The 25,307-nt window shown below is 72.3% G+C and carries 26 protein-coding genes; 11 read left to right on the top strand and 15 right to left on the bottom strand.

What is annotated here, in order from left to right; translation table 11 throughout:
• The first annotated feature begins 30 nt into the window (after positions 1-30).
• The gene (locus tag ACO06A_RS08380; RefSeq protein ID WP_421735555.1) at positions 31-333 is read left to right on the top strand and encodes a hypothetical protein; all 303 of its coding nucleotides are present in this window, start codon (positions 31-33) and stop codon (positions 331-333) included.
• Here ACO06A_RS08380 and ACO06A_RS08375 read toward each other — a convergent pair.
• The 3 genes from ACO06A_RS08375 to ACO06A_RS08365 form a co-directional block, all read right to left on the bottom strand.
• Entirely contained in the window at positions 317-1,060 is a 744-nt protein-coding gene (locus tag ACO06A_RS08375) for a metallophosphoesterase family protein (protein WP_421735554.1), read from the bottom strand. The genes ACO06A_RS08380 and ACO06A_RS08375 overlap by 17 nt on opposite strands.
• A gap of 291 nt (positions 1,061-1,351) precedes the next feature.
• Complete coding sequence (locus ACO06A_RS08370) at positions 1,352-2,995, bottom strand: DUF222 domain-containing protein (RefSeq protein ID WP_421735553.1); 1,644 nt, start codon at positions 2,993-2,995, stop codon at positions 1,352-1,354.
• Between the two features lie 101 nt (positions 2,996-3,096).
• Positions 3,097-3,693, bottom strand: a complete 597-nt coding sequence (locus ACO06A_RS08365; RefSeq protein ID WP_421735552.1) for a sugar O-acetyltransferase — start codon at positions 3,691-3,693, stop codon at positions 3,097-3,099.
• A gap of 65 nt (positions 3,694-3,758) precedes the next feature.
• Here ACO06A_RS08365 and ACO06A_RS08360 point away from each other — a divergent pair, with 65 nt between their 5' ends.
• From ACO06A_RS08360 to ACO06A_RS08350, 3 genes are read left to right on the top strand one after another with little or no spacing between them, the layout of a single operon-like run.
• The gene (locus tag ACO06A_RS08360; protein ID WP_421735551.1) at positions 3,759-5,999 is read left to right on the top strand and encodes a glycoside hydrolase family 3 N-terminal domain-containing protein; all 2,241 of its coding nucleotides are present in this window, start codon (positions 3,759-3,761) and stop codon (positions 5,997-5,999) included.
• Positions 6,000-6,003: 4 nt separating this feature from the next.
• Complete coding sequence (locus ACO06A_RS08355; RefSeq protein ID WP_421735549.1) at positions 6,004-6,447, top strand: hypothetical protein; 444 nt, start codon at positions 6,004-6,006, stop codon at positions 6,445-6,447.
• A 44-nt stretch (positions 6,448-6,491) separates the two neighbouring features.
• Positions 6,492-7,421, top strand: coding sequence for an aldo/keto reductase (locus tag ACO06A_RS08350; RefSeq protein WP_421735548.1), 930 nt, complete (start codon positions 6,492-6,494; stop codon positions 7,419-7,421).
• Here the strand turns inward: ACO06A_RS08350 and ACO06A_RS08345 are convergent.
• From ACO06A_RS08345 to ACO06A_RS08335, 3 genes are read right to left on the bottom strand one after another with little or no spacing between them, the layout of a single operon-like run.
• Complete coding sequence (locus ACO06A_RS08345; RefSeq protein ID WP_421735547.1) at positions 7,406-8,290, bottom strand: sucrase ferredoxin; 885 nt, start codon at positions 8,288-8,290, stop codon at positions 7,406-7,408. The genes ACO06A_RS08350 and ACO06A_RS08345 overlap by 16 nt on opposite strands.
• Positions 8,287-9,540, bottom strand: a complete 1,254-nt coding sequence (locus ACO06A_RS08340; protein ID WP_421735546.1) for a cupin domain-containing protein — start codon at positions 9,538-9,540, stop codon at positions 8,287-8,289. The genes ACO06A_RS08345 and ACO06A_RS08340 overlap by 4 nt, the downstream gene beginning before the upstream one ends.
• Positions 9,540-9,785 carry a BatC protein gene (locus tag ACO06A_RS08335; RefSeq protein ID WP_307490412.1) on the bottom strand — a complete coding sequence of 82 codons (246 nt, stop codon included), beginning with the start codon at positions 9,783-9,785 and terminating at the stop codon, positions 9,540-9,542. Before ACO06A_RS08335 ends, ACO06A_RS08340 begins: the two co-directional genes overlap by 1 nt.
• Before the next feature lie 126 nt (positions 9,786-9,911).
• Here ACO06A_RS08335 and ACO06A_RS08330 point away from each other — a divergent pair, with 126 nt between their 5' ends.
• From ACO06A_RS08330 to ACO06A_RS08320, 3 genes are read left to right on the top strand one after another with little or no spacing between them, the layout of a single operon-like run.
• Complete coding sequence (locus ACO06A_RS08330; RefSeq protein WP_421735545.1) at positions 9,912-10,262, top strand: ArsR/SmtB family transcription factor; 351 nt, start codon at positions 9,912-9,914, stop codon at positions 10,260-10,262.
• Complete coding sequence (locus tag ACO06A_RS08325; RefSeq protein ID WP_307490414.1) at positions 10,244-10,717, top strand: SRPBCC domain-containing protein; 474 nt, start codon at positions 10,244-10,246, stop codon at positions 10,715-10,717. The genes ACO06A_RS08330 and ACO06A_RS08325 overlap by 19 nt, the downstream gene beginning before the upstream one ends.
• Positions 10,714-11,163 (top strand): SRPBCC family protein, encoded by a 450-nt coding sequence (locus ACO06A_RS08320; RefSeq protein WP_421735544.1) that lies wholly within the window; start codon positions 10,714-10,716, stop codon positions 11,161-11,163. Before ACO06A_RS08325 ends, ACO06A_RS08320 begins: the two co-directional genes overlap by 4 nt.
• On the opposite strand, the gene ACO06A_RS08315 is transcribed toward ACO06A_RS08320, so the two are convergent.
• Positions 11,160-11,498, bottom strand: a complete 339-nt coding sequence (locus tag ACO06A_RS08315) for an iron chaperone (RefSeq protein WP_421735543.1) — start codon at positions 11,496-11,498, stop codon at positions 11,160-11,162. The two genes, ACO06A_RS08320 and ACO06A_RS08315, sit on opposite strands and share 4 nt — an antisense overlap.
• A 1-nt stretch (position 11,499) precedes the next feature.
• Positions 11,500-11,790, bottom strand: coding sequence for a DUF4287 domain-containing protein (locus ACO06A_RS08310; protein ID WP_421735542.1), 291 nt, complete (start codon positions 11,788-11,790; stop codon positions 11,500-11,502).
• A gap of 230 nt (positions 11,791-12,020) precedes the next feature.
• On the opposite strand from ACO06A_RS08310, the gene ACO06A_RS08305 reads away from it, so the two are divergent.
• Positions 12,021-16,484, top strand: a complete 4,464-nt coding sequence (locus tag ACO06A_RS08305) for a CARDB domain-containing protein (RefSeq protein ID WP_421735541.1) — start codon at positions 12,021-12,023, stop codon at positions 16,482-16,484.
• Here the strand turns inward: ACO06A_RS08305 and ACO06A_RS08300 are convergent.
• The 3 genes from ACO06A_RS08300 to ACO06A_RS08290 are packed head-to-tail and all read right to left on the bottom strand — an operon-like array spanning position 16,471 to position 17,969.
• Entirely contained in the window at positions 16,471-16,863 is a 393-nt protein-coding gene (locus tag ACO06A_RS08300) for a VOC family protein (RefSeq protein WP_421735540.1), read from the bottom strand. The two genes, ACO06A_RS08305 and ACO06A_RS08300, sit on opposite strands and share 14 nt — an antisense overlap.
• Before the next feature lie 21 nt (positions 16,864-16,884).
• Complete coding sequence (locus ACO06A_RS08295; protein WP_421735539.1) at positions 16,885-17,154, bottom strand: DUF1905 domain-containing protein; 270 nt, start codon at positions 17,152-17,154, stop codon at positions 16,885-16,887.
• Positions 17,151-17,969 (bottom strand): alpha/beta fold hydrolase, encoded by an 819-nt coding sequence (locus ACO06A_RS08290; RefSeq protein ID WP_421735538.1) that lies wholly within the window; start codon positions 17,967-17,969, stop codon positions 17,151-17,153. The genes ACO06A_RS08295 and ACO06A_RS08290 overlap by 4 nt, the downstream gene beginning before the upstream one ends.
• A 38-nt stretch (positions 17,970-18,007) precedes the next feature.
• Here ACO06A_RS08290 and ACO06A_RS08285 point away from each other — a divergent pair, with 38 nt between their 5' ends.
• Positions 18,008-18,952 (top strand): sigma-70 family RNA polymerase sigma factor, encoded by a 945-nt coding sequence (locus ACO06A_RS08285; protein WP_421735537.1) that lies wholly within the window; start codon positions 18,008-18,010, stop codon positions 18,950-18,952.
• On the opposite strand, the gene ACO06A_RS08280 is transcribed toward ACO06A_RS08285, so the two are convergent.
• From ACO06A_RS08280 to ACO06A_RS08270, 3 genes are all read right to left on the bottom strand, one after another.
• Positions 18,900-20,138 (bottom strand): low temperature requirement protein A, encoded by a 1,239-nt coding sequence (locus tag ACO06A_RS08280; protein WP_421735536.1) that lies wholly within the window; start codon positions 20,136-20,138, stop codon positions 18,900-18,902. The genes ACO06A_RS08285 and ACO06A_RS08280 overlap by 53 nt on opposite strands.
• 57 nt (positions 20,139-20,195) lie before the next feature.
• Positions 20,196-21,272 carry a lytic polysaccharide monooxygenase gene (locus ACO06A_RS08275; protein WP_421735535.1) on the bottom strand — a complete coding sequence of 359 codons (1,077 nt, stop codon included), beginning with the start codon at positions 21,270-21,272 and terminating at the stop codon, positions 20,196-20,198.
• A 136-nt stretch (positions 21,273-21,408) separates the two neighbouring features.
• A complete protein-coding gene (locus ACO06A_RS08270) occupies positions 21,409-22,230 on the bottom strand; it encodes an alpha/beta fold hydrolase (protein ID WP_421735534.1) in 822 nt (273 codons plus the stop codon).
• Between the two features lie 62 nt (positions 22,231-22,292).
• Between ACO06A_RS08270 and ACO06A_RS08265 the strand changes: the two genes are divergently transcribed.
• A complete protein-coding gene (locus ACO06A_RS08265; protein ID WP_421736040.1) occupies positions 22,293-23,465 on the top strand; it encodes a winged helix DNA-binding domain-containing protein in 1,173 nt (390 codons plus the stop codon).
• Here ACO06A_RS08265 and ACO06A_RS08260 read toward each other — a convergent pair.
• On the bottom strand, positions 23,434-24,027 hold the full coding sequence (locus ACO06A_RS08260; protein ID WP_421735533.1) for an alpha/beta hydrolase: 594 nt from the start codon (positions 24,025-24,027) through the stop codon (positions 23,434-23,436). The two genes, ACO06A_RS08265 and ACO06A_RS08260, sit on opposite strands and share 32 nt — an antisense overlap.
• 310 nt (positions 24,028-24,337) lie before the next feature.
• Between ACO06A_RS08260 and ACO06A_RS08255 the strand changes: the two genes are divergently transcribed.
• The gene (locus ACO06A_RS08255; protein ID WP_421735532.1) at positions 24,338-25,291 is read left to right on the top strand and encodes a helix-turn-helix domain-containing protein; all 954 of its coding nucleotides are present in this window, start codon (positions 24,338-24,340) and stop codon (positions 25,289-25,291) included.
• Positions 25,292-25,307: the final 16 nt, after the last annotated feature.

The raw sequence follows: 25,307 nt of genomic DNA, 5'->3' as shown, positions 1-25,307 counted from the left end.
CCCGGTCCGCGGGATCCCTACTCTTCCCGCATGAGCCGCCGCGGTTGGTCGATCGTGCAGGTCGTCGCCGTCGGGATCGCGGTGGTCCCCCTGTCGGCCTTCCTCTGGTTCGACAGCGCGCTCCTCGGGCACCCGTTCATGGCGTCACAGCCGAGTCCGACGGGGGTCGTCGTGTCGCGGGTGCTGCTCGCGGTGTCGGTGCTCCTCTGGGGCGTCCCCGTAGTGGTGGCCTGGCGGCAGCTCGGCCGGCAGGCGGCGGGGATGACCGGCGCGATCATGGGGGCCGGGCTGGCCGCCGGGCTGGCGCTGGTGACGATCACCGGGGCGTGGTGAGCCCCAGCTCCGCGTGCCGGCCGCGGTAGATCGCGGTGCGCAGCTCGATCGACCACTCCGCGAGCGTCGGCATCCCGAGTGCGTCCGCCACCGCGAGCTCCGCCTCGACGTCGTACGGGACGCGGACGATCTGGATGCCGAACGTGTCGCCGACGGCCTCGAGGATCACGTAGGACGCGGTCGTCTCGTCGAGCGGGTTGCCGACACTGCCCACGTTGACCAGCGTCCGGCCATGGTTGGTCTCGACGTAGGCGTCGTGGACGTCGCCGTAGAGCACCACGGTCGGCTCCGGACCGTCGCCGGTCAGCTCCGTGGTGGCGAACATCGCGGTGAACTCGTCCTCGGTGTGGTGGAAGTGCACGCGCGTGTAGACGCTCGTGGCCGACGCGTGGAACAGGCGGATCCGTCGCCCGGCCAGCTCGAGGTCGTGGCTGAGCGGCAGGTTCAGCAGCCACGTGCGGTCGTCGTCGGTGAGCTCGTCGTGCCACCAGCGGATCGCCGGGTCCTCGTGGTCCGCCGACACCGGCAGGAAGTCGTCCCAGTTCCCGCGGACCGTCAGGGTGCACCGATCCCGCGTCCTGGCGATCGCCGCCGATCCCCGCGGTCCCTTCCCGGCCACGTCACCGAGGTTGAGGATCGTCGTGATCCCGCGGGCGTCGATGTCGGCCAGCACCGCGTCGAACGCGGTCAGGTTCCCGTGCACGTCGGACAGGACCGCGATACGCATGCGCGCAAAGGTAGCGGGCACAGCGGCGCGCAGGCCCACGGCCTCCGCCGGTTGTGCCCGGGATCGATGGACGCCCGGGTTCTCGATGGATCGCCCGACGCGGCCGAGCCCGGCCCCTGTCGCGCGGGCGTGACTGATCGACGCGCCCGATGCGGTCGAGCCCCTGGCGCGCCGATGCGGCCGAGCCCCTGGCGCGCCGATGCGGCCGAGTCCCGGCGCGCGGGCGCGCGGCGTGACTGATCGGAGCGCGTCCGGTGGAACCTCAGCACGCGGACACCTCGCCCCCTTTGGTCAGAAGGGTGGGTCGCCCCGGTCGGCGCGTGGTGGTGGTGGAGCGTGTTCGAGGGCGCTCGGCGCGATCAGGATGGGGATGGGGTGGCGGGCGTAGGTCAGGCCGTGGCGGTCGGTCCAGGTGGTGACCCCGGTGTGGCGGTTGTGGGTGACGTTCCACCAGCCTTGGGTTTTGGCTTGGTGGTGGTGTGTGCACAGGGCGTGCAGGTTCGCCTCACAGGTTTGGTTGTGGCCGGGTTGGTCGCCGGTGCTGCGGGTGTGGTCGTAGGGGGTGCGGTGGTCCATCTCGCAGCGGGTGGCAGGCGTCCGGCAGCCGGGGAAGGTGCAGGTCACGTCGCGGGCCTGCACGGTGCGGGTCAGGTCCGCCCCGGGGCGGTACGACTGCGTGCCCACGGCGCAGGCCTGGCCGGTGGGGTCGGTCAGGATGCGCCGCCAGGTGGCGTCTTGGGCGAGCTCGCGGGCGACCTGGGCGGGGATCGGGCCGTACGAACCCAACATCGCGGGCCGGTTGTCCAGGCCGGCCAGGGTGCTGGCCGCGACGGTGACCTGCAGGGCGACGCGTTGCCCGTGGCGGGTGGGCAGCGGGGTCCCGTCGGGGGTGGTCTGGCGGTCCAGGATGGTGGTGAACACGTCGGTGAGGGCGTCGGCGCGGCGTTGGTCGATGTTGCGGGTGTCGCCGTCGATGGCGGCGTGCCCGGCCAGGGCGTCGATGGCGGTGAATGCGGCGGTGGCGTCGGCGGCGGGCAGGTAGGCGATCAGGCGGGCCATCGCGTCGGGGGCCAGGTCCAGGAACACCCCGCGCCGCTCGCGCTCCACCACCCGACGCTGCTCGGCGACGGTGGGGTCGGCGGCGATCAGGGTGGCGCGCAGGTGGCGGGTCAGCTGCGGGCTGGTCATCTCCGCGGCCCGCTCCACCGCGTCGGCCACCACGACGTCGACCTCACTGCCGGGCAGGGCGGTGCCGGACCGGTGGATCTCGTCCAGGATCACGTCGACCTTGCGCGCATCGATCGCCCCGGCCGCCCAAGCGTCCGCGAGAGCAGGGTGCTGCCCGGAGCCCCAGGCACGCAGGAACAGGTCCTGGGCTGCACGACCGGTGCACACCAGGGCGCAGGCAAGCTCGTCGGGAACGCGCGCCAGTGCGTCGGGGGTGCGGGCCTCGATCTCCCGGATCACTACCGCCTGCGCCGCCTGCGCCATCCCGATGACCTGCTGCCAGGCCGTGGTCGCGTTCACCAGCGCCACGTCCGACACCTCCGCGAGCGGCACCGACGACAGCATGGAGGCCAGCTCCCCGACCCCCACACGTGGCAGGGGGAACTCCTCCACCCGACCGAGATCGACCACGCGCGCACCCGCCGGACCGACCGGCGACACCCCGGGACGAGCACCACGCCCCGAGTCCGCCCAGACCATCGAGGGCGAGGTGGGCGAGGTGGGCGAGGTGGGCGAGGTGGGCGAGGTGGGCGAGGTGGGCGAGGTGGGCGAGGTGGGCGAGGTGGGCGAGGTGGGCGAGGTGGGCGAGGTGGGCGAGGTGAGCGAGGTGGGCGAGGTGAGCGGGTCATCGACCGTGCGCCATTCGAGAACCGCCGTCACCGCAACCACCTCCCTACCCTTGCCCGGTCTTGACCCGTTATCGAACAAGTGTACGAGTCACCACTGACACTCGCTCGTACCCTGTGCACAGATCGGGGCAGGCAACGCTCGCGGCTCGGCGGAGGAGGGCCAGAACCGCGACGGAGCTCCTACGCCCCGCGCGCCACCGAGTCCACCGACCGCAGCACCCGGCACGGCACGCCGACGGCCACCACGCGCGGCGGGATGTCGTGCGTCACCACGCTGCCGGCACCGATCACGCTGCCCGCGCCGATGGTCACGCCAGGCAGGACCACCACGTTCGACCCGATCCACACGTCGTCCTCGATGTGCACGGGCAGGGAGAACTGCAGGCCGCCGACACGCTCCTCGGGCACGGTCGGGTGACCCGCGGTCGAGAGGGTGACGTTCGGCGCGATCATCACGCGGTCGCCGATGACCACGGAGGCGTCGTCGACGATCATGAGGTTGAAGTTCGCGTAGAACTGGGACCCGATCTGCACGTGCGACCCATAGGACACGTGGAACGGCGGCTCGATCCACACGCCCTCACCGACCGACCCGAGCAGCTGCTCCAACAGAGAGGTCCGCAGGGCGGCGTCGCCCGGTCGGGAGTGGTTGAAGTCGTAGACCAGCTCCTTGCCGGCGACACGCTCGGCCTCGAGCGCCTCCAGCCCGGGTCCGTAGTCCACGTACAGCCCGCCGGTCTCCATCGCAGCTCGGACGGCGTCGTACTCGTCGGTCATCTCACGCTCCTCTAGGGTGTCCCGCAGACATCATCGTCGAATCGATCCGACCCCGGGACATCCTCATGAACGCGCCGTACCAGGACGCCAGCCTCCCCGTCGCAGATCGCGTCGCCGACCTCGTCGGGCGCATGACGCTCGAGGAGAAGGTCGGGCAGATGATGCAGCTCAACGCCCAGGGAGGCGTCGAGGACCTGGTGCTCAACCTGCACGTCGGCTCGATCCTGCACACGTCCCCGGAGCGGGTCCGTCAGGCGCACGAGCTCACCGCGCAGACCCGGCTGCGGATCCCGCTGCTGATCGCGGACGACTGCATCCACGGGCACTCCTTCTGGGAGGGCGCGACGATCTTCCCGACGCAGCTCGGGATGGCCGCCAGCTGGGACGCCGACCTGCTGGAGCGGGTTGCTCGGGTGACCGCCGTCGAGGTGGCCGCGACCGGCATCCACTGGACGTTCTCCCCGGTGCTCTGCATCGCCCGGGACCTGCGCTGGGGCCGCGTGAGCGAGACGTTCGGCGAGGACCCGTTCCTCATCGGCGGGCTGGCCTCCGCCATGGTCCGCGGCTACCAGGGCGACGGCCTGTCCGACCCGACCGCGATCCTGGCGACCGCCAAGCACTTCGCCGGGTACTCCGAGACGCAGGGCGGCCGCGACGCCACCGAGGCGGACATCAGCCGCCGCAAGCTCCGCTCCTGGTTCCTCCCCCCGTTCGAGCGCGTGGCCCGCGAGGGCTGCCGGACGTTCATGCTCGGCTACCAGTCGATGGACGGCGTGCCGATCACCATCAACGACTGGCTCCTCAACGACGTGCTCCGCGGCGAGTGGGGCTACGAGGGCACGCTGATCACCGACTGGGACAACGTCGGCCGGATGGTCTGGGAGCAGCACATCCAGCCCGACTACGCGCACGCGTCGGCCGCAGCCGTGCGGGCCGGCAACGACATGGTGATGACGACGCCCGGCTTCTTCGAGGGTGCGCAGGAGGCGGTGCGCGACGGCCTTCTCGACGAGGCCGCCCTCGACGCGGCCGTCGGCCGGATCCTCACCCTGAAGTTCGAGCTGGGCCTGTTCGAGGACCCCCGCCACCCCAGCGTCGAGCGCCAGACCGCGGTGATCGGGTCCGCGGAGCACGCCGAGCTCAACCTGGAGGTGGCCCGCCGGTCCCTCGTCCTGCTCACCAACGACGGCACGCTCCCGCTCGCCGAGAGCACGAGGACCATCGCCGTCGTCGGCCCCAACGCCGACGACCAGCACACGCAGCTCGGCGACTGGGCGGGCGCCTCCGGCCAGGCCGACTGGCTGCCCGACGGCCACCCGCGCGAGATGACGCAGACCGTCCTCGACGGCCTCCGCAACCACGCCCCGGCCGCCTGGACGGTCACGCACGCGCGCGGCGCCGACATCCTCACGCCCGGCATCGACCCCGAGGGAGAGTTCTTCCCCGACGGACAGCCGCGCCCGCACGTCGTCGTGCCGGTCGAGCCCGACGAGGCGATGATCGCGGAGGCTGTGGCCGTGGCTGAGGCGGCCGACGTCGTGGTCGCCGTGGTCGGAGACCGCATCGAGCTCGTCGGTGAGGGTCGGTCCACGGCCACGCTCGAGCTGATCGGCGGTCAGATCGCCCTGCTCGACGCCCTCGCAGGAACCGGCACGCCACTGGTCGTCGTCGTCATCGCGAGCAAGCCGCTCGTCCTCCCCCCGAGCGCGATGACAGCCGCGGCGATCGTGTGGGCCGCCAACCCGGGGATGCTCGGCGGCCAGGCGATCGCCGAGCTCGTGCTGGGGCGGATCGAGCCGTCCGGGCGTCTGCCGATCTCGTTCGCCGAGCACGTGGGCCAGCTCCCCGTCTTCTACAACCAGCTGCCCGGCCAGCACGGCACCCGGTACGCGGACCTCACCCAGCGCGTGCCGTTCGCGTTCGGCGAGGGGCTGTCCTACACGACCGTCGAGTACGGGGACCTGCGCGTCCTGGAGCCCGTCCTCGGCGCCTCCGAAACGGTCCGCGCCCAGGTCGCGCTGCACAACACGGGGGACCGGCCGTCGCGCGAGACCGTGCAGGTCTACGTGCGGGACACGGTCACGTCGGTGACCTGGGCGATCAAGGAGCTCAAGACGTACCGGCAGGTGGACGTCGCGCCGGGCGAGCGGGTGGTCGTCGACCTCGAGCTACCGGTCGCGGACTGCACGCTGGTCGACGCGGACGGGCGCCGGATCGTCGAGCCCGGCCAGTTCGAGCTGCTGGTCGGCCCGTCGTCGCGCGACGAGACTCTGCTGCGCGCGGGGTTCCTGGTCACGGGGAGCTAGGCCGATGAAGCCGGCGGCCGGAGCGCTGCTCGTCGTGCTGGTGGCGGCCGGGTGCTCGGCGCCGGCCGACGGCGTGCAGGGACGGCTCGTCGCGATCGACGACACCGGCCTGGCCGACGTCCCCCTCGAGGACGGCTGGATCGTCGCCCTGCCCGGACCGGGTGGGATCGAGCGCCTGTGGTCCGACCTCGACGAGCGCGTGCCGGACGACCAGCTGCGGTACTTCCACGAGCCGCTCGACCCGGACGCGGTCACCGCGGCGGGCGGCATCGTCGCTCCGGTCGGCGACGGCGGGCGGTTCACCCTCGACGTCCCCGCCGGACCGACGCTGCTCTGCCGGCTCGTGGACACGGAGGTGCAGGGCTGCACAGCCGTGGAGCTGCTCGACGGCCACGGGGTGCACGCCACGGTCGGTGAGGGCGGGTTCTTCGTGACGATCCCCGTCTGAGAGTCCGGCTCGCCGGCACCGGTGATCCAGCGCAGCATGGGCCCATGAAGACCTTCACCCTGCCCGGCACGGACATCGTCGTCCCCAACGTGGTGCTCGGCCTGATGCGGATCACGGACAAGACCGACCACGAGATCCGCACCCTGGTGGCCGCAGCCCGCGACGCGGGGATCACGATGATCGACCACGCCGACATCTACGGCGGGGCCATGCACGTGTGCGAGCGCCGCTACGCCGAGGCGATGCGACTGACCCCTGCCGACCGGGCCGAGGTCGTCATCCAGAGCAAGTGCGGGATCGTGCCGCCCGACGGCTTCGACTTCTCCTACGAGCACATCATCGAGTCGGTCGACGGGTCGCTCGAGGCACTCGGCACGGACTACCTCGACATCCTGCTGCTGCATCGCCCGGACGCGCTGGTGGAGCCCGACGAGGTGGCGCGAGCGTTCGACCAGCTCGAGGCCGCCGGCAAGGTGCGCGCGTTCGGCGTCTCCAACCAGACGCCTGGCCAGATCGAGCTGCTGAAGAAGTCGGTGCGCCAGCCGATCGTCGCCAACCAGCTCCAGCTGTCGATCACGCACTCGTCGATCATCGCCCGTGGCGTCGCGGCGAACATGCAGGCTGAGGACCAGTCGATCGACCGCGACGGCGGCATCCTCGACTACTGCCGCCTGCACGACATCACCATCCAGGCGTGGTCCCCGTTCCAGGCCGGGTTCTTCACCGGGGTCTTCCTCGGCTCGCCCGACTACCCGGAGCTCAACGCGGTGATCGACCGGCTGGCCGAGACGTACGACGTCCCACCCATCGCGATCGCCACGGCGTGGATCACCCGGCACCCCGCGCAGATGCAGGTGGTGCTCGGGACGACGAGCCCGGACCGCGTGACGGGTGCGGCCCAGGGGTCGGACATCCCCCTGACGCGCCCGGAGTGGTACGAGCTGTTCCGCGCGGCGGGCTACATCCTCCCGTAGGCGATCCCGGCGAGCGCCCACTGCCGCACGGGCAGCGCCTGCGTCGCCGCGCAGGTGGAGAGCAGGGGTGCCGACGAGGTCTCGACGAGCTCCACGGTCACCGGACCGTCGGCGGTGCCGAGCCGCACGGACCAGCCGTCCGCCGTGCGCTCCTCGTGCTGCGGCGGGTACGCATCGAGGGAGTCGTCACGGAGAGCCGCGCGAGCGAAGTGCTGCGCGGCCTGGACCGGGTGCGAGTACGCGCTGCGCCCGCGCAGGAACCGCGGCTCCACGCGGCCGGCGAGGTAGGCGTCGGCCACCGCGACCGCGTCGCCGTCGTCCACCCAGCCGTAGTAGAGCCCGTACGGGAGCAGGACCATCGTGCCGGCGAACCGGTCGCCGCCCAGGTGCGAGCACTCCCAGGTCTCCTCCGGGTGCTCGGACGCCAGGCGGGCCGCGACCGACCGACCGCGGACCGCGCAGCACTGGTCGTGCCGGCCGTGCGCGCAGACGGCGAAGACCGGCCGGTCGGACGCGACACCCGTCGAGCCGTCGAGCGGCACGTCCAGCAGGTCTCGGAGCGTCTCCACCTGGCCCCAGCGCACGGACTCCCGGCCCGGACGCGAGTCGACGAGCGCCCAGCGGATGCCGATCTGCGCGACTCGCCGGCCCGGGCGACGGATGGCCAGCGGCCGGATACCCGCGCCCTCGATCCGGTGCACCAGCGCGCGTCCCAGGTCGTGGTCGAACGGCGGGTCCAGCAGCGCGTGCCGGCCCCAGCCCGCCTGGTTCTCGACCAGGAACCAGCGGTCGCCGTGCGAGCCGGTGGCCACGAGGGAGTCCTGGCGTGCGCGGGCGCCGTCGCTGCACGGCACCCACCCCTCGGTCACTGAGACGTCACCACCACGCCCTCGCGCAGCAGGCGCCGGACGACGACGAGCGCGCTGGCCAGGTCGAGCCCGGGCAGGGACCCGACGGCGACCGGGTCGCCGGTGCGCAGGGCACGGATCGCGTCCTCGGCCTCGACCGGGAGGGACAGCACGGTGCCGCGGGCGGTGATCCGGACGCGGTCGCCCGCGGTCTCGACCCGACCGCCGAGCGACGGCCGCCACCGGACGCGCGTCGCCTCGGTCAGGCCGGTGATCGCGGCGAGGGTGGCCAATGGCGCGACGGGCTCGGGACGGGTGTCGCGGCCGAACCGGGCGCCGAGCCGTCGAGCCGACAGCCCCGCGGGGTCGGCGGTCCCGGAGAGCGCGCGGACCAGGTCGGCGACGGTCTCCTCGACGATCGGCCGGAGCTGGTCCGGGTCGGACACGTCGATGCCCAGGGGCAGTGAGGCGCGCAGCGACTCGGTGTCCCCGACGAGGCTAAGCAGGGTGTCGACCACGTCGGCGCGCGTGTAGGCGGCCATGCCGATGGTGAGGTGGATCGACGTGTCGCCCAGCGCGGTCGCCGAGTGGATCCAGCCGCGGGGGAGGTAGAGGGCGTCGCCGGGCCGGAGCACCTGGTCGATGACCGGCTCCCCGCGGCCGGCGTCGGCCACTGCGGCCTTGTGGTCCGTCCACACCTGGTCCTTCAGCGGGTCGGGGTGGACGGGCGCGTGGATGACCCAGTGCTTCTCGCCGGACACCTGCAGGACGAACACGTCGTGGGTGTCGTAGTGCGGGGAGAACCCCTGCGACGACGGCGGCGTGACGTACGCGTTGACCTGCGCTGGGTGTCCGAGCTCCTCGACGAGCTCGCGCGTGAAGTCGACCAGCGGCGGCCACATCCGGTGCAGGCCCTGCAGCACGATCGTCGCGCCCGCGGCGAACTCGGCGAGCACCTTGTCGCTGGACACCTGGTCGGACACCTCGGCGCCGAACCCACCGGAGGACGTGAACCGCCCGGGCTCGAGGACGGCGCCCTCGTGGGCGAGCCGGACGAACGGCGTGCGCAGTCCGCGTCGGCCGACGAGCTCGTCGACCGCGGCCGGGGAGAACAGGTCGGTGAAGTCGTCGTTCGCGGGGGAGAGCAGGGCGGTCCGGCCCCAGAACTCGTCGGCGAACCGCTCGGTCGGGACGCCGATGCAGCGGGAGAGCGCGGACCGCAGGACCGGTCCGCGCTCTCGTTCCTGCCGCCTCAGGATGCGCTCCTGCACTACGCCGAGCCGTCCGCCCCGCCGTCGTGGCCGCCGGGGTTGGCGCCGCCGTCTGCGGGGCCCTCACCTGCGGAGCCGTCCGCCCCGCCGTCGTGGCCGCCGGGGTTGGCGCCGCCGTCGGCAGGGCCTTCGCCGGCCGAGCCGTCCGCGCCGCCGTCGTGACCGCCCGGGTTCGCGCCGCCGTCGGCCACGCCTTCCCCTGCGGGTGCCGGCTCGGTGGTGATGTCGTCGTCGTTGATGCTCATGGACACTCCCCTCGTCTCGCAGCCGTGCAGCGGCGTCGCCGCCTTCGCGAGCGTATGCGCTTGACGAGCGGCGCGCTGGAGGAGCAGTGTTCAACCTATCAGTTGCACAACGGAGAGGTTTCACAGGTGGATCCGCTGAGCGCGACGTTCGCGGCCCTCGCCGACCCGACCCGCCGAGCGATCCTCGCCCGGCTGGCCGAGGGCGAGGCGACCGTGACCCAGCTGGCGGAGCCGTTCGACATGACCACGCAGGCCGTCTCCAAGCACCTCCGGGTGCTCGAGGAGGCGGGCCTGATCACCCGGGGCCGGCGCGCGCAGTGGCGGCCGAGCCGGCTCCGCGAGGACGCGCTGGACGACGCCACCGACTGGCTCGAGCACCACCGGGCGGCGTTCCGGCAGAGCTTCGATGCCCTGGACCGCGAGATCGCCGGGATTCGCAAGGACGAGGGGAACCAACGATGGGAACCACTGAGCTGATCGTCGAGCCGGGGCGGCAGGACGTCGTCGTCGTGCACGACTTCGAGGCGCCGCCCGAGGTGGCGTTCCGCGCCTACACCGACCCCGAGCTGATGCCGCGCTGGAAGGGGTCCGAGCGGTTCGCGGTCGTCGTCGACGAGCACGACCTGCGGGTCGGCGGGCGGTGGCGGCTGGTGATGACGCGCGCCGACGGCACCGAGTACCCGATGCGCGGGGTGTTCCACGAGGTCAGCGCGCCGCACCGCTTGGTGTCGACCTACGAGTTCGAGCCCGGCGGTCCGGGGGCGCTGCAGCTGGTGGTCGAGACGTTCGAGCCCACGCCGACCGGCTGCCGCCTGACCTCGGTGTCGCTGTTCGCGTCGGTCGAGGACCGCGACGGCTGGGTGCCGTCCGGCGGGCTGGAGTCCGGGACGCGCGCGTCGATGGCCATGCTCGACGAGGTGCTGGCGTCATGACCGACCTCGAGGTGCAGCGCGCGTTCGACGCCCCGGCGAGTGCCCTGTGGGCGGCGTGGACGGAGTCCGACATCGTGCGCACCTGGTGGGGACCGCAGGGGTTCACGTGCCCGGTCGCGCGGATGGACGTGCGGGTGGGCGGGGTCTCGCTGGTCGCGATGCGGACGCCCGACGGCATCGACCTCTGGAACACGTGGACCTACACGCGGATCGTCGACGGCGAGCGGCTGGAGTTCCTCAACGGGTTCAGCGACGCCGACGGTGGCTCCTACGACCCGCAGGAGCTCGGCTTCCCGGCCGGCATCCCGCGCGAGGTCCCCCACGTGATCACGGTCCGCGACGGGCTCCTGACCGTGGTCGAGCGCGGGTACGCCGACGCGCAGACCGCCGAGCTGTCCCGGCAGGGTCTGGAGTCGTCGCTCGACAAGCTGGCCGCGACGCTCTAGGGGTGCCGTGCACGCATCGCGACGGCGATGCGCTCGACGAGCTCGGTCGGCACGGGGTTCGTGTAGAGGAGCTTCACGGTGTCCTTCGCCGCGCGGTACGGCGCGACCTCGGCCTCCAGGTCCGCTTCCAGGGGTGAGACCGGGTAGAGCCCGACGTGGTGCTTCCAGCCGGCGAAGTGCAGGGCGTACCGGTCGCTCAGCATGAACGCCGGCATGCCGTAGCGGATCCGCTCCTCGGCCCCGGGCAGCGCCCGGCGCAGCGCCTCGGCGACCTCGGTCAGGATCGGGCGGACCTCGTCGGGGAACGTCGCGATGTAGTCGTCGGTCGCGTTCACGTCAGACCGGCTTCGTCGCCTTGCCGTCGAGCCACAGCGTCTCGGACTCGTCGCGGTGCACGCCGTCCGTCCCGACGTGCTTGGTGCTGATGGTGGGCCCCTTGGAGATGACGTGCCACAGCGCCATGGCGTGCCCACGGCCGAGGCCGTAGTCCTCCGCCAGCCAGGTCACGACGCCGCCCGCCTTCGCGCCCGGGGCGTCGAGGCCTTTCTCGCGCGCGATCGCCACCAGCTGCCGCGGCGTGAGGCCGGTCTCGTCCTCGATGGTGTCCAGGTAGGCCTGGAAGGACATGGGCGTCCCCTCTCTGTCGTGGAAAACCTAGCGTGACCCGGTGACACCCGCTCTTGACGGGATGTGCGAGATGTTCGTAATGTCGCACCTCACTACTGCAAGAACTCGACAAACAGAATGCACAAAGCCGTGCATCCCGGTCGCGATGAACCGCACTCATCTCGCCGTCCGCTCTCCACACCCCTCACGGGGTCGACCCCTGCAATGACGCAGGGAGAACGAGGACGTCCATGAGAACTCGGTTGAAGCACGCGATCGTGGCCGGTGCCACGATCGCGCTCGTCGCGCCCCTGGGCGTCGCGCTCGCGGCACAAGGGGCGTCCGCCGCTCCCGTGCTGCTCTCCGCGGGCAAGCCCGCCACCGCCAGCAGCTCGAACCAGACCTACGTCGCCGGCAACGTCACCGACGGGAACCAGGCCACCTACTGGGAGTCGGTGAACAACGCCTTCCCGCAGTGGGTCCAGGTCGACCTCGGCGCGGCAGCGACCGTCACCGACATCACCCTGAAGATCCCGGGCGGCTGGGGTGCCCGGAACGAGACCGTCACGCTGCAGGGCTCGACCGACGGGTCCAGCTTCACGACGCTCAAGGCCTCTGCGTCGTACGCGTTCACCGGCGGCAACAGCGTCGCCGTCGACGTGACCGACACCAGCGCCCGCTACGTGCGCGCCGCCGTGAGCGCCAACACCGGCTGGCCCGCCGCGCAGCTGTCCGAGGTCGAGGTGTACGGCACCTCGTCGACACCGCCGGTCGACCCGCCGGAGGGCAGCAACCTCGCGCAGGGCCGCCCGATCACCGCGACCTCCGTGCAGCAGACGTACGTCGCCGGCAACGCGGTCGACGGCTCGACCGCCACCTACTGGGAGGGTGCGCCGGGCGCGTACCCGTCGAACCTCACGGTGTCGCTGGCCGCGCAGTCGACGCTCACCGGGGTCGTCGTGAAGCTCAACCCCGACCCCGCCTGGGGCAACCGGACGCAGACGTTCGCGGTCGAGGGCCGCACCGGCGGCGGCTCGTGGAGCACCCTCAAGGCGTCCGCGGCCTATGCGTTCAGCCCGTCGTCCGGCAACACGGTGACCGTCCCGGTCAGCGGCTCCGCGACCGACGTCCGCCTCGTGTTCACCGCGAACACCGGCTCGTCCAACGCGCAGGTCGCCGAGCTCCAGGTGTTCGGCAGCAGCACCCCGGTGCCGACGAGCCCCGACCTCCAGGTCGCGCTGACGACGAACCCGATCACGGTGACGCCGACGCAGGCCATCTCGGTGGCCGCCACGGTCCGGAACTCCGGGACCGCCGGCTCGGCCGCCACCACGGCCGTCGTCGCGATCGGTGGCACGACCGTCGGCACGGCGAACGTCCCGGCGCTCGCGGCCGGCGCGCAGACCACGATCACCGTGAACGCGGGCACCCGGGCCACCGGCACGTACCCGCTCACGGTCACGGTCGACCCGGCGAACACCGTCGCCGAGTCCGACGAGACCAACAACGCGGCGTCTGGCTCGGTCGTCGTGTCCTCCGGACCCGAGCCCACCGCTGCTGACCTGCAGGTCAGCCTCACGGGCACCTCGCCGGCGAGCCCGACCCCCACCGACGTCATCACCGTCACCGGCACCGCACGCAACACGGGCACGGCCGGCTCGGCCGCGACCACCGTCGCGCTCACCCTGAACGGCACCGCCGTCGGCAGCGCGAACGTCGGGGCGCTCGCCGCCGGCGCGCAGCAGAACGTTTCGGTGAGCATCGGCACCCGCGCCGCCGGCACCTACGCGCTCGTCGCCACGATCGACCCGGTCGGGTCGATCGCCGAGTCGAACGAGAGCAACAACAGCGCCACGGCGTCCCTCGTGGTGAACACGCCGGGTGGCACAGGAGAGGACCTCGCCGCCGGACGGCCCGCGACGGCGTCGTCGACCGAGTTCTCGTTCGTCGCCGGCAACGCGGTCGACGCCGACCCGAACACGTACTGGGAGGGCGCCGGCGGCGCGTACCCGAGCTGGCTCGCGGTGAACCTGGCGTCGCAGTCGACGCTCCAGCAGGTGGTCGTCGGCGTGCCGCCGGCCACGGCGTGGGGTGCGCGGACGCAGACGTTCTCGATCGAGGGCCGCGTCGGCACCGGGGCGTGGAGCACGCTCAAGGCGCCCGCCGCGTACGCGTTCGCGCCAGCGTCGGGCAACCAGGTGACGATCCCTGTCAGCGGTTCAGCCACCGACGTCCGCCTGGTCTTCACCGCCAACACCGGTGCGGGCAACGGGCAGGTGTCCGTGCTCCAGGTCATCGGCCTGCCGGCACCCAACCCGGACCTCACCGTCACCGCGGTGACGGCCAGCCCGGCGTCGCCCGTCGAGACGGCGGCGATCACGCTCTCCGCGACCGTGCGCAACGGCGGCAACCTGGCATCGGCTGCGACCACGGCTGACCTCACCGTCGATGGGACGAAGGTCGGGAGCGTGAGTGTCCCGGCGATCGCGGCGGGGCAGTCGACGACCGTCTCCGCGGCCATCGGCACCCGCCCCGCCGGGTCGTACACGATCGGCGCGGTCGTCGACCCCGCCAACACGGTCGTCGAGCAGAACGAGGCCAACAACGGGTACAGCAACCCCACCAAGGTCGTCGTGACCGAGGCGCCCGGCCCGGACCTGCAGGTCCTCGCCATCGCGTCGAACCCGGCCAACCCTGCGGTGGGGTCGTCGGTCTCCTTCACGGTCACGGTGAAGAACCGGGGCTCGTCGGCCGCGGCCGCGTCCACGACGCGGCTCGTCGTCGGCAGCACGACCCTGAACGGTGCGACGGGGGCCCTGGCCTCCGGCGCGACCGCCGCCGTCGCCATCTCCGGCACGTGGACCGCCGCCACCGGTGGGGCCACGCTGACCGCCACGGCCGACGCGACGAACGCCGTCGCGGAGACCAACGAGGCCAACAACACGCTCGCCCAGTCGATCGTCGTCGGACGCGGGGCAGCCGTCCCGTACACGTCCTACGAGGCCGAGGCCGGCACCTACACGGGCACCCTGCTCGAGGCCGACGCTCTGCGGACGTTCGGGCACACCAACTTCGGCACCGAGTCCTCGGGCCGCAAGTCGGTGCGCCTCACCAGCCAGGGCCAGTACGTGCAGTTCACGTCCACCAACGCCACGAACTCCATCGTGATCCGGAACTCCATCCCGGACGCGGCGGGCGGCGGCGGCCAGGACGCGACCATCAGCCTGTACGCCAACGGCACGTTCGTGCAGAAGGTCACGCTCAGCAGCCGGCACAGCTGGCTGTACGGGACGTCGGACCAGCCCGAGGGCCTCACCAACACCCCGGGTGGCGACGCCCGCCGGCTGTTCGACGAGTCCCACGCGCTGCTCGCGCAGTCCTATCCGGCGGGCACCACGTTCCGGCTCCAGCGCGATGCCGGCGACACAGCGGCGTTCTACGTCCTCGACCTGATCGACCTCGAGCAGGTGGCGCCCGCGCTGCCCAAGCCCGCGGAGTGCACCTCGATCACGGCCTACGGAGCGGTGCCCAACGACGGCGTCGACGACACGGCGGCGCTCCAGGCGGCTGTGACAGCCGACCAGAACGGCCAGATCAGCTGCGTCTGGATCCCCGAGGGCCAGTGGCGCCAGGAGAAGAAGATCCTCACCGACGACCCGCTGAACCGTGGGACGTACAACCAGGTGGGCATCTCGAACGTGACGATCCGCGGGGCGGGGATGTGGCGCTCGCAGCTGTACTCGCTGATCGAGCCGCAGGACGCCAACACCCTCAACCACCCGCACGAGGGCAACTTCGGGTTCGACATCGACAAGGGCGTCCAGATCTCCGACATCGCCATCTTCGGCTCCGGCCGGATCCGTGGCGGCGACGGGAACGACGAGGGCGGCGTCGGCCTCAACGGCCGGTTCGGTGCGGGCACGACGATCAGCAACGTGTGGATCGAGCACGCCAACGTGGGCGTCTGGGTGGGACGCGACTACGACAACATCCCCGAGCTCTGGGGACCCGCCGACGGCCTGCAGTTCACCGGGATGCGCATCCGCGACACCTACGCCGACGGGATCAACTTCTCCAACGGCACGCGCAACTCGCGGGTGTTCAACTCCTCGTTCCGCACCACCGGCGACGACGCGCTGGCCATCTGGGCCAACCCGTACGTCAAGGACCGGAACCTCGACAACGCCCACGACAACCACTTCGTGAACAACACGATCCAGCTGCCGTGGCGCGCCAACGGGATCGCCATCTACGGCGGCTCCGACCAGTCGATCGAGAACAACCTCGTCTACGACACCATGAACTACCCGGGCATCATGCTGGCGACCGACCACAGCCCCCTGCCGTTCGGCGGGACCACGCTGATCGCCAACAACGGTCTCTACCGGACCGGCGGCACGTTCTGGAACGAGGACCAGGAGTTCGGGGCCATCACCCTGTTCCCGTCCACCCTGCCGATCACCGGCGTCACCATCCGGGACACCGACATCGACGACTCCACCTACGACGGCATCCAGTTCAAGAACGGTGGCGGCGCGATGCCCGACGTCCGGGTCACCAACGTGCGGATCACGAACTCCCGCAACGGGGCCGGCATCCTGGCGATGAGCGGGGTGAGCGGCAACGCGATCCTGAGCAACGTCACGTTCGCCGGGAACGCGGACGGCGACGTGGTGAAGCAGCCGGGCTCCCAGTTCGTGATCACCGGGAGCTGAGCAGGTACGCCTCGATCTCGGCCGGGGTGTTCACCAGCAGGCAGAACTCGTTGCCCTCCGGGTCGGCGAGCACCGCCCACGGTGCATCACCCTGGCCGATGTCGACGCGCACGGCACCGAGCTCGAGCAGTCGCGCGAGCTCGGTGCCGTGGTCCTCCGGGGGCCGGAGGTCGACGTGCAGCCGGTTCTTCACCGTCTTGGCGCCGGCTACCCGGTTGAACAGCCAGTTCGTCGACCCGCCGGTCCGCGACCCGATCGCCACCTCGGCGCCGTCGTCGGACCGCCAGATCTCGTGCCACCCGAGCACCCGGCTCCACCAGGTGGCGAGGGTGGCGGGTTCGGCGCTGTCGATCGTGAGGTGTCCGACGACGGGGGTCATCCCTCGGACGCTAGCCCCGGTCTACGACACCCGCTCCCGCAGGTGGACCTCCACCAGCTCGCCCGCCGCGCTCTTGCCGATCGTCGCGCACAGGGCCTTGCGCAGGGGGAGCCAGTGCGGTCCGGTGCCCGACGGCATCAGGGTCGCGGCGAACTCGTGCCCGTCGAGCGTGCCGGTGACCTTGACCGCCTTGCGGGTGCCCAGCACCTCCGCCGAGCCGTCCAGCTCCAGATAGGTGGCGAAGGCGCCGTCCTTGCGGATGGGGGCGGTGAACGTGGCGTCGAGGCTCATGCGCCGATGATCTCGCGCAGCCGGACCGCGAACGCCTCCGGCTGCTCGGCGAAGCCGATGTGGTCGCCGGGGAACAGGGTCGGCTCGAGGCCGAGCAGGTCCGCCAGCGCCCGCGAGGTCCGATCGCAGAGCTGCCCCGTGGACTCCTCGCCGATGCCGATCACCAGCCGTGTCGCGGCGGCCCGGAGCACCTCGATGTTCGGCCGGAACCGCACGGTGTGCCGGATCAGGTGCGCGAACTGGAAGTGCTCGTCGGCGGCGGCCTGCCCCTGCCGCGGGGAGCCGAAGACCATCTCGAACACCTCGTCGGGCATCTGGAGGTTGCCGATGACCATGAACTGCTGCCATGCCGACCGGGTGTCGCCCGTCAGGTAGGTGGCGATCATGCGCTCGGTCTTCTCGTACAGGTCGGCGTGGTCGGGGAGCAGCTCGTCCAGGGGCGGCTCGTGCACGACCGCCGTGCGCACCAGCTCCGGGTTCCGCTCGACGAGCGCGAGCAGGCTGACCGCTCCGCCGCTGGACCCGAGCACCGTGGCTGTTCCGGCGTCGACGTGCCGGATCAGGGCGGCCAGGTCAGAGGACCGGTCGACGGGCGTCGAGTCCTGGTCCGGGTGGTCGACCGGGCTGCGGTTGATGCCACGCGGATCGGTCGTCAGGACGGTGTGGTCGCTGGCCAGCAGGTCGGCCAGCGGCGCGAACGCGGTGGCGTCCATCGGGGCGCCGACGAGGACGATCAGGGGTCCGGTGCCGCGCAGCTCGTAGTGCAGTCGGGCGCCGGGGACGTCGAGGGTGGTGGCCGTGGTGAGTGTGGTCATGGCCCTAGGACTTGCGTCGGGGAGCAGAATCATCGGTCATGACGGACGTCTCCGAGATCCGCGCGCAGGACTTCAGCGAGCTCGTCGCACCGCTGCGGGGTGAGCTGCACGCGCACTGCTACCGGATGCTCGGCTCGGCGCACGACGCCGACGACGCCCTGCAGGACGCGCTGCTCCGGGCCTGGCGGGCCCTCGACGCGTTCGAGGGGCGCAGCTCCCTGCGTTCGTGGCTCTACCGCATCGCCACCAACACCTGCCTGGACGCGATCGCCCAGCGAGGCCGTCGCGCGCTGCCTGTCGACCTCGGACCGTCGAGCGACCAGGCCGTCGTCGGTGACGCGCCCCTGACCGAGGTCGCCTGGCTCGGTCCCTACCCGGACGCGCGGTACGAGCAGCGGGAGTCGGTCGAGCTCGCGTTCGTCGCCGCCCTGCAGCACCTGCCCGGCAACCAGCGGGCCGCGCTCCTGCTGTTCGAGGTGCTCGGCTTCTCCGCCGCCGAGATCGCCACGTGGATGGACACGACGGTCGCGTCGGTGAACAGCGCCCTCCAGCGCGCGCGGGCCACGGTCGCGGAGAAGGTGCCCGCGCGGGACCATCAGCCGCCGGCCGACGCACGCGTCCGGGACGTCGTGGCGGCGTACTCGTCGGCCCTCGAGCGCGGGGATGTGGACCTCCTGCTGTCCCTGGTCACCGAGGACGTCACGTGGTCGATGCCCCCGCTGCCGCACTGGTACCGCGGGCGCTCCGCGGTCGGCGACTTCGCGACCACCATCGCGTTCGCGTGCGGCTCCTGGCGGCACGTGCCGACGAGCGCGAACGGCCAGCCGGCGGTCGCGTCCTACCTGCGGGCACCCGGCGAGGACGTCCACCGCGCGTGGTCGATCGACGTCCTCACGTTCCGCGGGGACCAGGTGGCTGAGCTGACCGCGTTCATCGGCCCGGAGCACTTCGAGGCTCTCGGCCTCCCGGTCGCGGTGCCGTGAGCCGCTCCCGACGCCGCGGGCGCTCGCCCTCCGGCTTCTCCAGCACGAGCCACACGACGACGACCACGAGCAGCCACACCAGCACGCCGACCGGCAGGTCCGGCCACAGGAAGGTCAGCGCGACCGGCACCAGGACGCTCGGCACCCCGCGGGCGAGGATCCAGCGGCGGTTCTTGCCGACCAGCAGGGCGGTCACGACGCCGATGGCGCAGTAGGCCGCGACCGCACCGCACAGCAGCGCCCGGTACTCGTCGGGCAGAGGCTCGTGGGGGTGCTCGACGGCGACCCCGAGGGCGGCGGCCAGTGCCGCGAGTGCGCCGGTGAGCAGGGCGTGCAGGAGCATGACGATCCGCGGGGCGACCGTGTGCGGCCTGAGCTGGGGGATGCCTGCCGTGCCGTGCAGCAGGCCCGCGGTCCACACCGCCGCCAGCAGCGCGAACGCGCCGAGTGCCACGAGGGCCGGGTCCTGGTCCCAGGTCTCGGTGTCGGCGGCGGCGTCGATGATCTGGATGAGGCCCTCGCCCAGCACGATGATGACGAACAGCCCGAGCCGTTCCGCGAGGTGCTCCTCGTCGGCGTGGGTGCCCTGGAGCACGAAGGGCCGGCCACCCCCGGGACCGCCCCGCCGACCACTTTGCCCGCGCTCCAGCCGCTCCTCGGCGTTCTGCATCGTGCGCGCGGCGGAGGCGACGAGCAGCACGACGAGGTCGATCGCGATCCCGACGACCCACAACCAGTACTTCAGCGGCGCGTCCACCCAGAGGGAGGCCAGCCACGGCACCGCTCCGAGCCCGTACTGCGCCAGCGGCCAGTCGAGCAGCACCTTCCCCCGCGAGATGACCGCACCCGAGAACCAGCGCAGCGCGACGTAGGCGATGACGAACGCGCTCGACCGTGACCCGTGGATGCCCGGCACCGACGCCGCCATGACGGCGAGCCCGAGCATCGCGGTGATCAGGACGCCGGTGCGCGCGTCGTCGCCCGCGATGTTCCCGTACACCGCGAACCCGGCCCAGGAGATCCAGAACGCCAGGTAGAGGACGGCGTAGAGCCCGAGCGTCCGCACGTCGGTGTCCTCGTGCAGCAGGTGGGCCAGCTGGCCGATGCCCGCGACGACCACCAGGTCGAAGAACAGCTCCTTCCAGGTGGCGTGGCGCTCGACGGTCGCGACGGGCTCGGGTGGCATGCGGTCAGTAGACCGTGCCCGCCCGTCCCCGGTCGAGGACGGGCGGGCGCCGATCGGTCAGTGCGAGCCGCAGGTGGCGGTCAGGCCGGTGCCGCTGCCGTTGGCGATGAAGCCGGCGGTGGCGGTCCCGCCCGCCGGCACGGCGCTGTTCCACGCCGCGCTGGTGATCGTGTTGGCCCCGGACAGGGTGCCGTTCCACGCCTGGGTGAGGGTGGCTCCGCCGACCGCCGTGTGCCAGCCGGTCAGCGCGGTCGAGCCGGCCGTGATCGTGACCTCACCGACGAACGCGCCGTTCCACGCGTTGACCACCTTGACCGTCGCCGTGCACCCGCCGGGCGTCCCTGTGGGCGTCGGCGTCGGCGTCGGCGTCGGGGTGACCGTCGGCGTCGGGGTGGGGGTCGGGGTCACCGTCGGGGTGGGCGTCGGCGTGGCGGTGACCGTGGGAGTCGGGGTCGGCGTGGGCGTGGTCGTGCCGCCGCCGATGTTGATGTCGCTGCACAGGTAGTACGACTGGTCGAGGTGGCTGGCCTGCCAGATCGTGTACAGGACGGCGCGGCCGCTGCGGCCGGTCAGGTCGATGTCGGTCTCGTACAGACCCGTCGTGCCGTAGCGCGGGGTCTCCTTGAGCAGGGTCAGGTCGTCCCAGCCGATGGCCTCCGTGGTCGGGTCGAACCCCTGCTTGGTGACGTAGATGCGCAGGTAGTCGGCTCCGTGCTTGGCGCTGTCGGTGAGGGTCAGGGTGAACGACGTCGGGACGCCCTTGGCCACCCACGGCCCGACCGCGTCGAGCGCGTTGTAGCGCGGTGCCTGGGTGCGGCCGCCCGAGCAGAGCTGCCCGTCGGGGATCGCGGCCTGGTGGTTGCCGGCCACTCCCTCGCGGAAGAGCCCGTTCCAGTTCCACATGGCGTTCGGGTCGGCCTTCCAGGCCTGCCAGCACATGGGGTCCTTCTGCTCCATGGTGGGGTCGAGGTGGTTGCTGCCCCAGCGCTCCCAACAGCCGTAGTTGCGGGAGGGCGGGTTGGTGACCGACCCGTGGGCGGACGCGGGCTGCGTGGTGACGATCGCGGCCGCCAGCGCCAGGAGCACCGCGAGGAGTGCGGTGACCAGGATGCGTGGTCGTGCTCGGACAGGCATGGGTTCCCCTTCTCGAAGACGTCGTCGTTGACCCCCCGAAAGCGCCCGTGCCAGAAACCGTTGTCGCTGACGGGGCGACCGGGGCGTCCGTCCACCTTCACGACTGCCGGCCGGGGTGACCAGGCGCCGAAGCGATTCACACGCGCGTCAGGAGCCAGTCGACGACGGCCGGTGCGGCGTGCAGCACCGAGACGTGCCCGTCCCCGGCACGCAGCCACAGCTCCGCGGACGGGATCCGGTCGGCCAGCCACCGGCTGTGCGCCGCCGGCACCACGCGGTCGGCCTCACCGTGCAGGAGGAGGACCGGGGCGGTGATGTCCGCCGGGTCGAAGCCCCAGGGCGCGACGTAGGCGAGGTCGTCGTCGACCATCGGGCCGATGCCGTCCTTCTGCGCCTCGTTGGCGATCCGCGCCAGCCAGCCCCACTCGCCGTCGAGGGCCGCGTGGTCGGCAGGCGTGAACATCTCCGGGTCGAACTCGCCCGCGGACAGCTCGCGTTCGAGGGCGCCGCGGCCCGCGACGGCGGCGCGCAGCTCGGCGGTGCCGGTCGGGTTGATGCCCGCGAACCAGTCGAGGCCGTCCGCCGGGTAGGGCGCGAGGCCGGATCCGCTCACCGCCGCCACGACCCGGTCACCCAGGAGGGCCGCGCAGGCGAGCGCGTGCGGGCTGCCGCCGGAGTGGCCGAGGACGGCGAACCGGTCGACCCCGAGGGCGTCGGCGATCGCCTCGACGTCCCCGGCAGCGGACGCGACGTCCCGGCCCGGGTGCGGCGTGGAGCCGCCGTAGCCGGGCCGGTCGTACGAGACCCAGCGGATGCTCCCGCTCAGGGGCAGCAGGGGCTCCGGCGGGGTCCCCACGTTCGGGGTGCCGTGGTGCCAGACGACGGTGAGGAGCGGCTCGTCCACCTGCACGTCGTAGGCGCGCAGCGTGCGGCCGCCGGGTGCGCTGACCTCGATCATCGCTCGAGCCTAGGACGGTTGTGCCCGACCCCGCCGCCCGACACCATCGGCACGTGATCCCCATGGACGTCGTCGAGCGTCGGGCACGGCTGGCTCGTCGGCACGCTGTGGCGCCGCCCTTCCGGGTGGACTCCGTCGAGGCGGCGGCCGATGCGATGGTCTGCCTGCACGCCACCGACCCCGCCGGGCTCTACCTGTCCGCGTGGGCTCGGACGGACGGCTTCACGGTGCCGGACCTCGACCGGGCGCTCTACGACGACCGCACGCTGGTCAAGCACCTGGCGATGCGGCGCACCCTCTTCGCGGTCACGCGCGAGCTGTTGCCGGTCGTGCAGGCGGCCGCGAGCAACCGGGTGGCGGGCGTCGAGCGGCGTCGGCTCGAGAAGGAGGTCCGCGAGGCGGGGCTGGTCGAGGACGCGGAGCGGTGGTTCGACGAGGTCACGGCCGCCGCCGTCGCCGGCCTCGCCGACGGGCCGCTCACCGCGGCGCAGCTCCGCGAGCGCGACCCGGTGCTGGAGGGCTCCATCGCGTACGGCCACGGGAAGTCGTGGGCGGGCACGTTCGCGGTCGTGGGGCGAGTGATGACCTGCCTGCAGGCCGCCGGGACGATCGTGCGGGCCGGCAACCTCGGCTCGTGGACCAGCTCGCGGCCCACCTGGGCGCTCGCGGGCGACTGGTTGGGTGCGGACATCCCGTCGCTCCCGGAGGACGTCGCGCGGGCGCAGCTGGTCGAGCGGTGGCTGCTCCGGTTCGGGCCGGGGACCACGATCGACCTCAAGTGGTGGCTCGGGTCGACGCTCACCGCGGTGCGTCAGGCGCTGCGGGACGTCGGTGCGGTCGAGGTCGCGCTCGAGGACGCGACCGGCTGGGTCATGCCCGACGACGTCGACCCCGTCGGTCCGGTCGAGCCCTGGGTCGCCCTGCTGCCCGCGCTCGACCCGACGACGATGGGGTGGTCCGAGCGCGACTGGTACCTCGGGCCGTACCGGGCGCAGGTGTTCGACTCGGTGGGCAACGGAGGCGCGACCATCTGGGTGGACGGGCGGATCGTCGGCGGCTGGTCGACGAAGGACGGGGCCGTCGACCTGGTCCTGCTCGAGGACGTCGGTGCCGACGCCCGCGCCGCCCTGGACGCCGAGGCCGACCGGCTCACCGCGTGGCTGCACGGCACGCCGGTCATGCCCCGGTTCCCCGCCCCGCTGGTCACCCCACCGCGGCGACCGCCTGCTGGATGAGGTCGGCGACCTCGTCGGGGTGGCTGATCATCGCGACGTGCGAGCTGTCGATCTCGACGGTCGTCGAGCCGGCGCGGGCCGCCATGGCGCGCTCGGCCGCCGGCGGGATGACCCGGTCCGACGACGCGACCAGGTACCAGGACGGGAGCGTCTTCCACGCGGGCGGCCCGGACGGCTCTCCGAGCGTCGCGAGCGCGGCGGGTCGCTGGGAGACGGCCATCACGGCACCCACCTCAGGGGGCAGGTCCTGGCAGAAGGTCTGCGGGAAGATGTCGACGTTTAGGTAGGCGTCGCCGTTGCCCTCCCCGGCGTCCGGGAACGGGCGCACCGTGATCACCTGCGTGAGGTCCGGCGGCGGGCCGTCGGCGCCGAGGGCGGTCGCAGCGCCGACCGGCTCGCCCTCGTCGAGCGCGAACGCCGCGATGTAGACCAGGGCCTTCACGTTGTCGGCGCCCAGGGCCGCGTTGGTGATGACCGCGCCGCCGTAGGAGTGGCCGACGAGGACGACCGGGCCGTCGATGGTCGACACGAACGCCCGGACGTAGGCGGAGTCGGCGGACACGCTGCGCAGGGGGTTGGAGGGCGCGTACGCGGTGATCCCGGCCGCCGCTCAGGCGGCTGATGACGCCGCCCCAGCCGGAGGCGTCGGCAAATGCTCCGTGGATCAGGACGACGGTGGGGCTCATGGTGGTTCCCTTCGGGCGACGGCGGGTGAGGCCAGTCTCCAAACTGACGCGCCCGGATCGGTGGCCCCTGCGTGCACGGATCTGGTCCGGCTGTGCACGATCCGTCGTGAGACGGCAGGTGCCAGAGGCGGGTCGCCGACCGTACGGTTGCTCACAACCGAGACGCCCGACTTGTGAGGTTCCGGTATGAGCCTGGTCCTGCGCTCCGACGACCTGCCGCCCGACGACCGCATCGAGATCATCCACGACGCCATCTGGGCCGGGGTGCTGCCGGTCGAGATCGACTACGACCGCCCGGGACCGCAGATCGAGGTGCTCTGCAAGGTGGCGCAGGCGGGGCCGGTGAACTTCTCGTCCGCCCGGTCGACGCCGACGATGCTGCGGCGGACCCCGACCCTGGCGCGGCGGGACCACGACCCGACCGTCTTCCTCGCGGTGCAGGTGTCGGGCACGACGATGGTCGCGCAGGGCGACCACCAGGCCGTACTGCGCGCGGGCGACATGGTGGTCTACGAGAGCACCCGTCCGTACACCGTGCTGAACACCGACCGCACCGAGCTGCACTACTTCCAGGTCCCCCGCAGCGCGCTCGCGCTCGCGGACGGGATGCTCGACGCCGTGACCGGGCTGCGGATCGGGCCGGACAACAACGCGCTCGCGGCCGTCGTGGCGCCGTACTTCGACTCGCTCGGGAGCACCGACGTCCTCGACGACCCGACGGCGGCCGCCCTCGTCGCCGGGCCGAGCATCGACCTGCTCCGCGCGCTCATCGCCACCCACGTCGCCGACCCCGAGCTCGCCGCGGCGCCGCTGCACGGGTCGCTCGTCCTGCGCGTCCAGGAGTACGTCCGCGCGCACCTGGCCGACCGGTCGCTGTCGGCGGCGACGATCGCGGCGGCGCACCACATCTCCGTCCGCCACCTGTACGCGTCGTGCGCGCGCGCGGGCATCAGCCTCCAGGCGACGATCCGCGCGTTGCGGCTCGAGGAGTGCCGCCGAGAGCTGCGCGACCCCGCGTTCGCGCACCTGACCGTGGGGGTGGTCGGGGCTCGCTGGGGGTTCGCCGACGCCTCGCACTTCGGGCGGCTGTTCCGGGACGCGTTCGGCACGACCCCGCGGGAGTGGCGCGCCGGACGCTGACGGCCGCGCTATCTTG

The organism is Cellulomonas sp., from assembly GCF_965229465.1.
Taxonomy (GTDB): Bacteria; Actinomycetota; Actinomycetes; order Actinomycetales; family Cellulomonadaceae; genus Cellulomonas.
This window is presented reverse-complemented; position numbering and strand designations above follow the sequence as displayed.

What these genes read in the sequence shown, in the direction of transcription:
- ACO06A_RS08255 (WP_421735532.1), top strand. Translation starts at nt 24,338, where the DNA reads ATGAGCCTGGTCCTGCGCTCCGACGACCTGCCGCCCGACGACCGCATC.
- ACO06A_RS08295 (WP_421735539.1), bottom strand. Translation starts at nt 17,154, where the DNA reads ATGAGCCTCGACGCCACGTTCACCGCCCCCATCCGCAAGGACGGCGCC.
- ACO06A_RS08280 (WP_421735536.1), bottom strand. Translation starts at nt 20,138, where the DNA reads ATGCCACCCGAGCCCGTCGCGACCGTCGAGCGCCACGCCACCTGGAAG.
- ACO06A_RS08290 (WP_421735538.1), bottom strand. Translation starts at nt 17,969, where the DNA reads ATGACCACACTCACCACGGCCACCACCCTCGACGTCCCCGGCGCCCGA.
- ACO06A_RS08350 (WP_421735548.1), top strand. Translation starts at nt 6,492, where the DNA reads ATGAAGACCTTCACCCTGCCCGGCACGGACATCGTCGTCCCCAACGTG.
- ACO06A_RS08380 (WP_421735555.1), top strand. Translation starts at nt 31, where the DNA reads ATGAGCCGCCGCGGTTGGTCGATCGTGCAGGTCGTCGCCGTCGGGATC.
- ACO06A_RS08265 (WP_421736040.1), top strand. Translation starts at nt 22,293, where the DNA reads ATGGACGTCGTCGAGCGTCGGGCACGGCTGGCTCGTCGGCACGCTGTG.
- ACO06A_RS08320 (WP_421735544.1), top strand. Translation starts at nt 10,714, where the DNA reads ATGACCGACCTCGAGGTGCAGCGCGCGTTCGACGCCCCGGCGAGTGCC.
- ACO06A_RS08270 (WP_421735534.1), bottom strand. Translation starts at nt 22,230, where the DNA reads ATGATCGAGGTCAGCGCACCCGGCGGCCGCACGCTGCGCGCCTACGAC.
- ACO06A_RS08305 (WP_421735541.1), top strand. Translation starts at nt 12,021, where the DNA reads ATGAGAACTCGGTTGAAGCACGCGATCGTGGCCGGTGCCACGATCGCG.
- ACO06A_RS08365 (WP_421735552.1), bottom strand. Translation starts at nt 3,693, where the DNA reads ATGACCGACGAGTACGACGCCGTCCGAGCTGCGATGGAGACCGGCGGG.
- ACO06A_RS08325 (WP_307490414.1), top strand. Translation starts at nt 10,244, where the DNA reads ATGGGAACCACTGAGCTGATCGTCGAGCCGGGGCGGCAGGACGTCGTC.
- ACO06A_RS08375 (WP_421735554.1), bottom strand. Translation starts at nt 1,060, where the DNA reads ATGCGTATCGCGGTCCTGTCCGACGTGCACGGGAACCTGACCGCGTTC.
- ACO06A_RS08360 (WP_421735551.1), top strand. Translation starts at nt 3,759, where the DNA reads ATGAACGCGCCGTACCAGGACGCCAGCCTCCCCGTCGCAGATCGCGTC.
- ACO06A_RS08310 (WP_421735542.1), bottom strand. Translation starts at nt 11,790, where the DNA reads ATGTCCTTCCAGGCCTACCTGGACACCATCGAGGACGAGACCGGCCTC.
- ACO06A_RS08300 (WP_421735540.1), bottom strand. Translation starts at nt 16,863, where the DNA reads ATGACCCCCGTCGTCGGACACCTCACGATCGACAGCGCCGAACCCGCC.
- ACO06A_RS08275 (WP_421735535.1), bottom strand. Translation starts at nt 21,272, where the DNA reads ATGCCTGTCCGAGCACGACCACGCATCCTGGTCACCGCACTCCTCGCG.
- ACO06A_RS08285 (WP_421735537.1), top strand. Translation starts at nt 18,008, where the DNA reads ATGACGGACGTCTCCGAGATCCGCGCGCAGGACTTCAGCGAGCTCGTC.
- ACO06A_RS08355 (WP_421735549.1), top strand. Translation starts at nt 6,004, where the DNA reads ATGAAGCCGGCGGCCGGAGCGCTGCTCGTCGTGCTGGTGGCGGCCGGG.
- ACO06A_RS08335 (WP_307490412.1), bottom strand. Translation starts at nt 9,785, where the DNA reads ATGAGCATCAACGACGACGACATCACCACCGAGCCGGCACCCGCAGGG.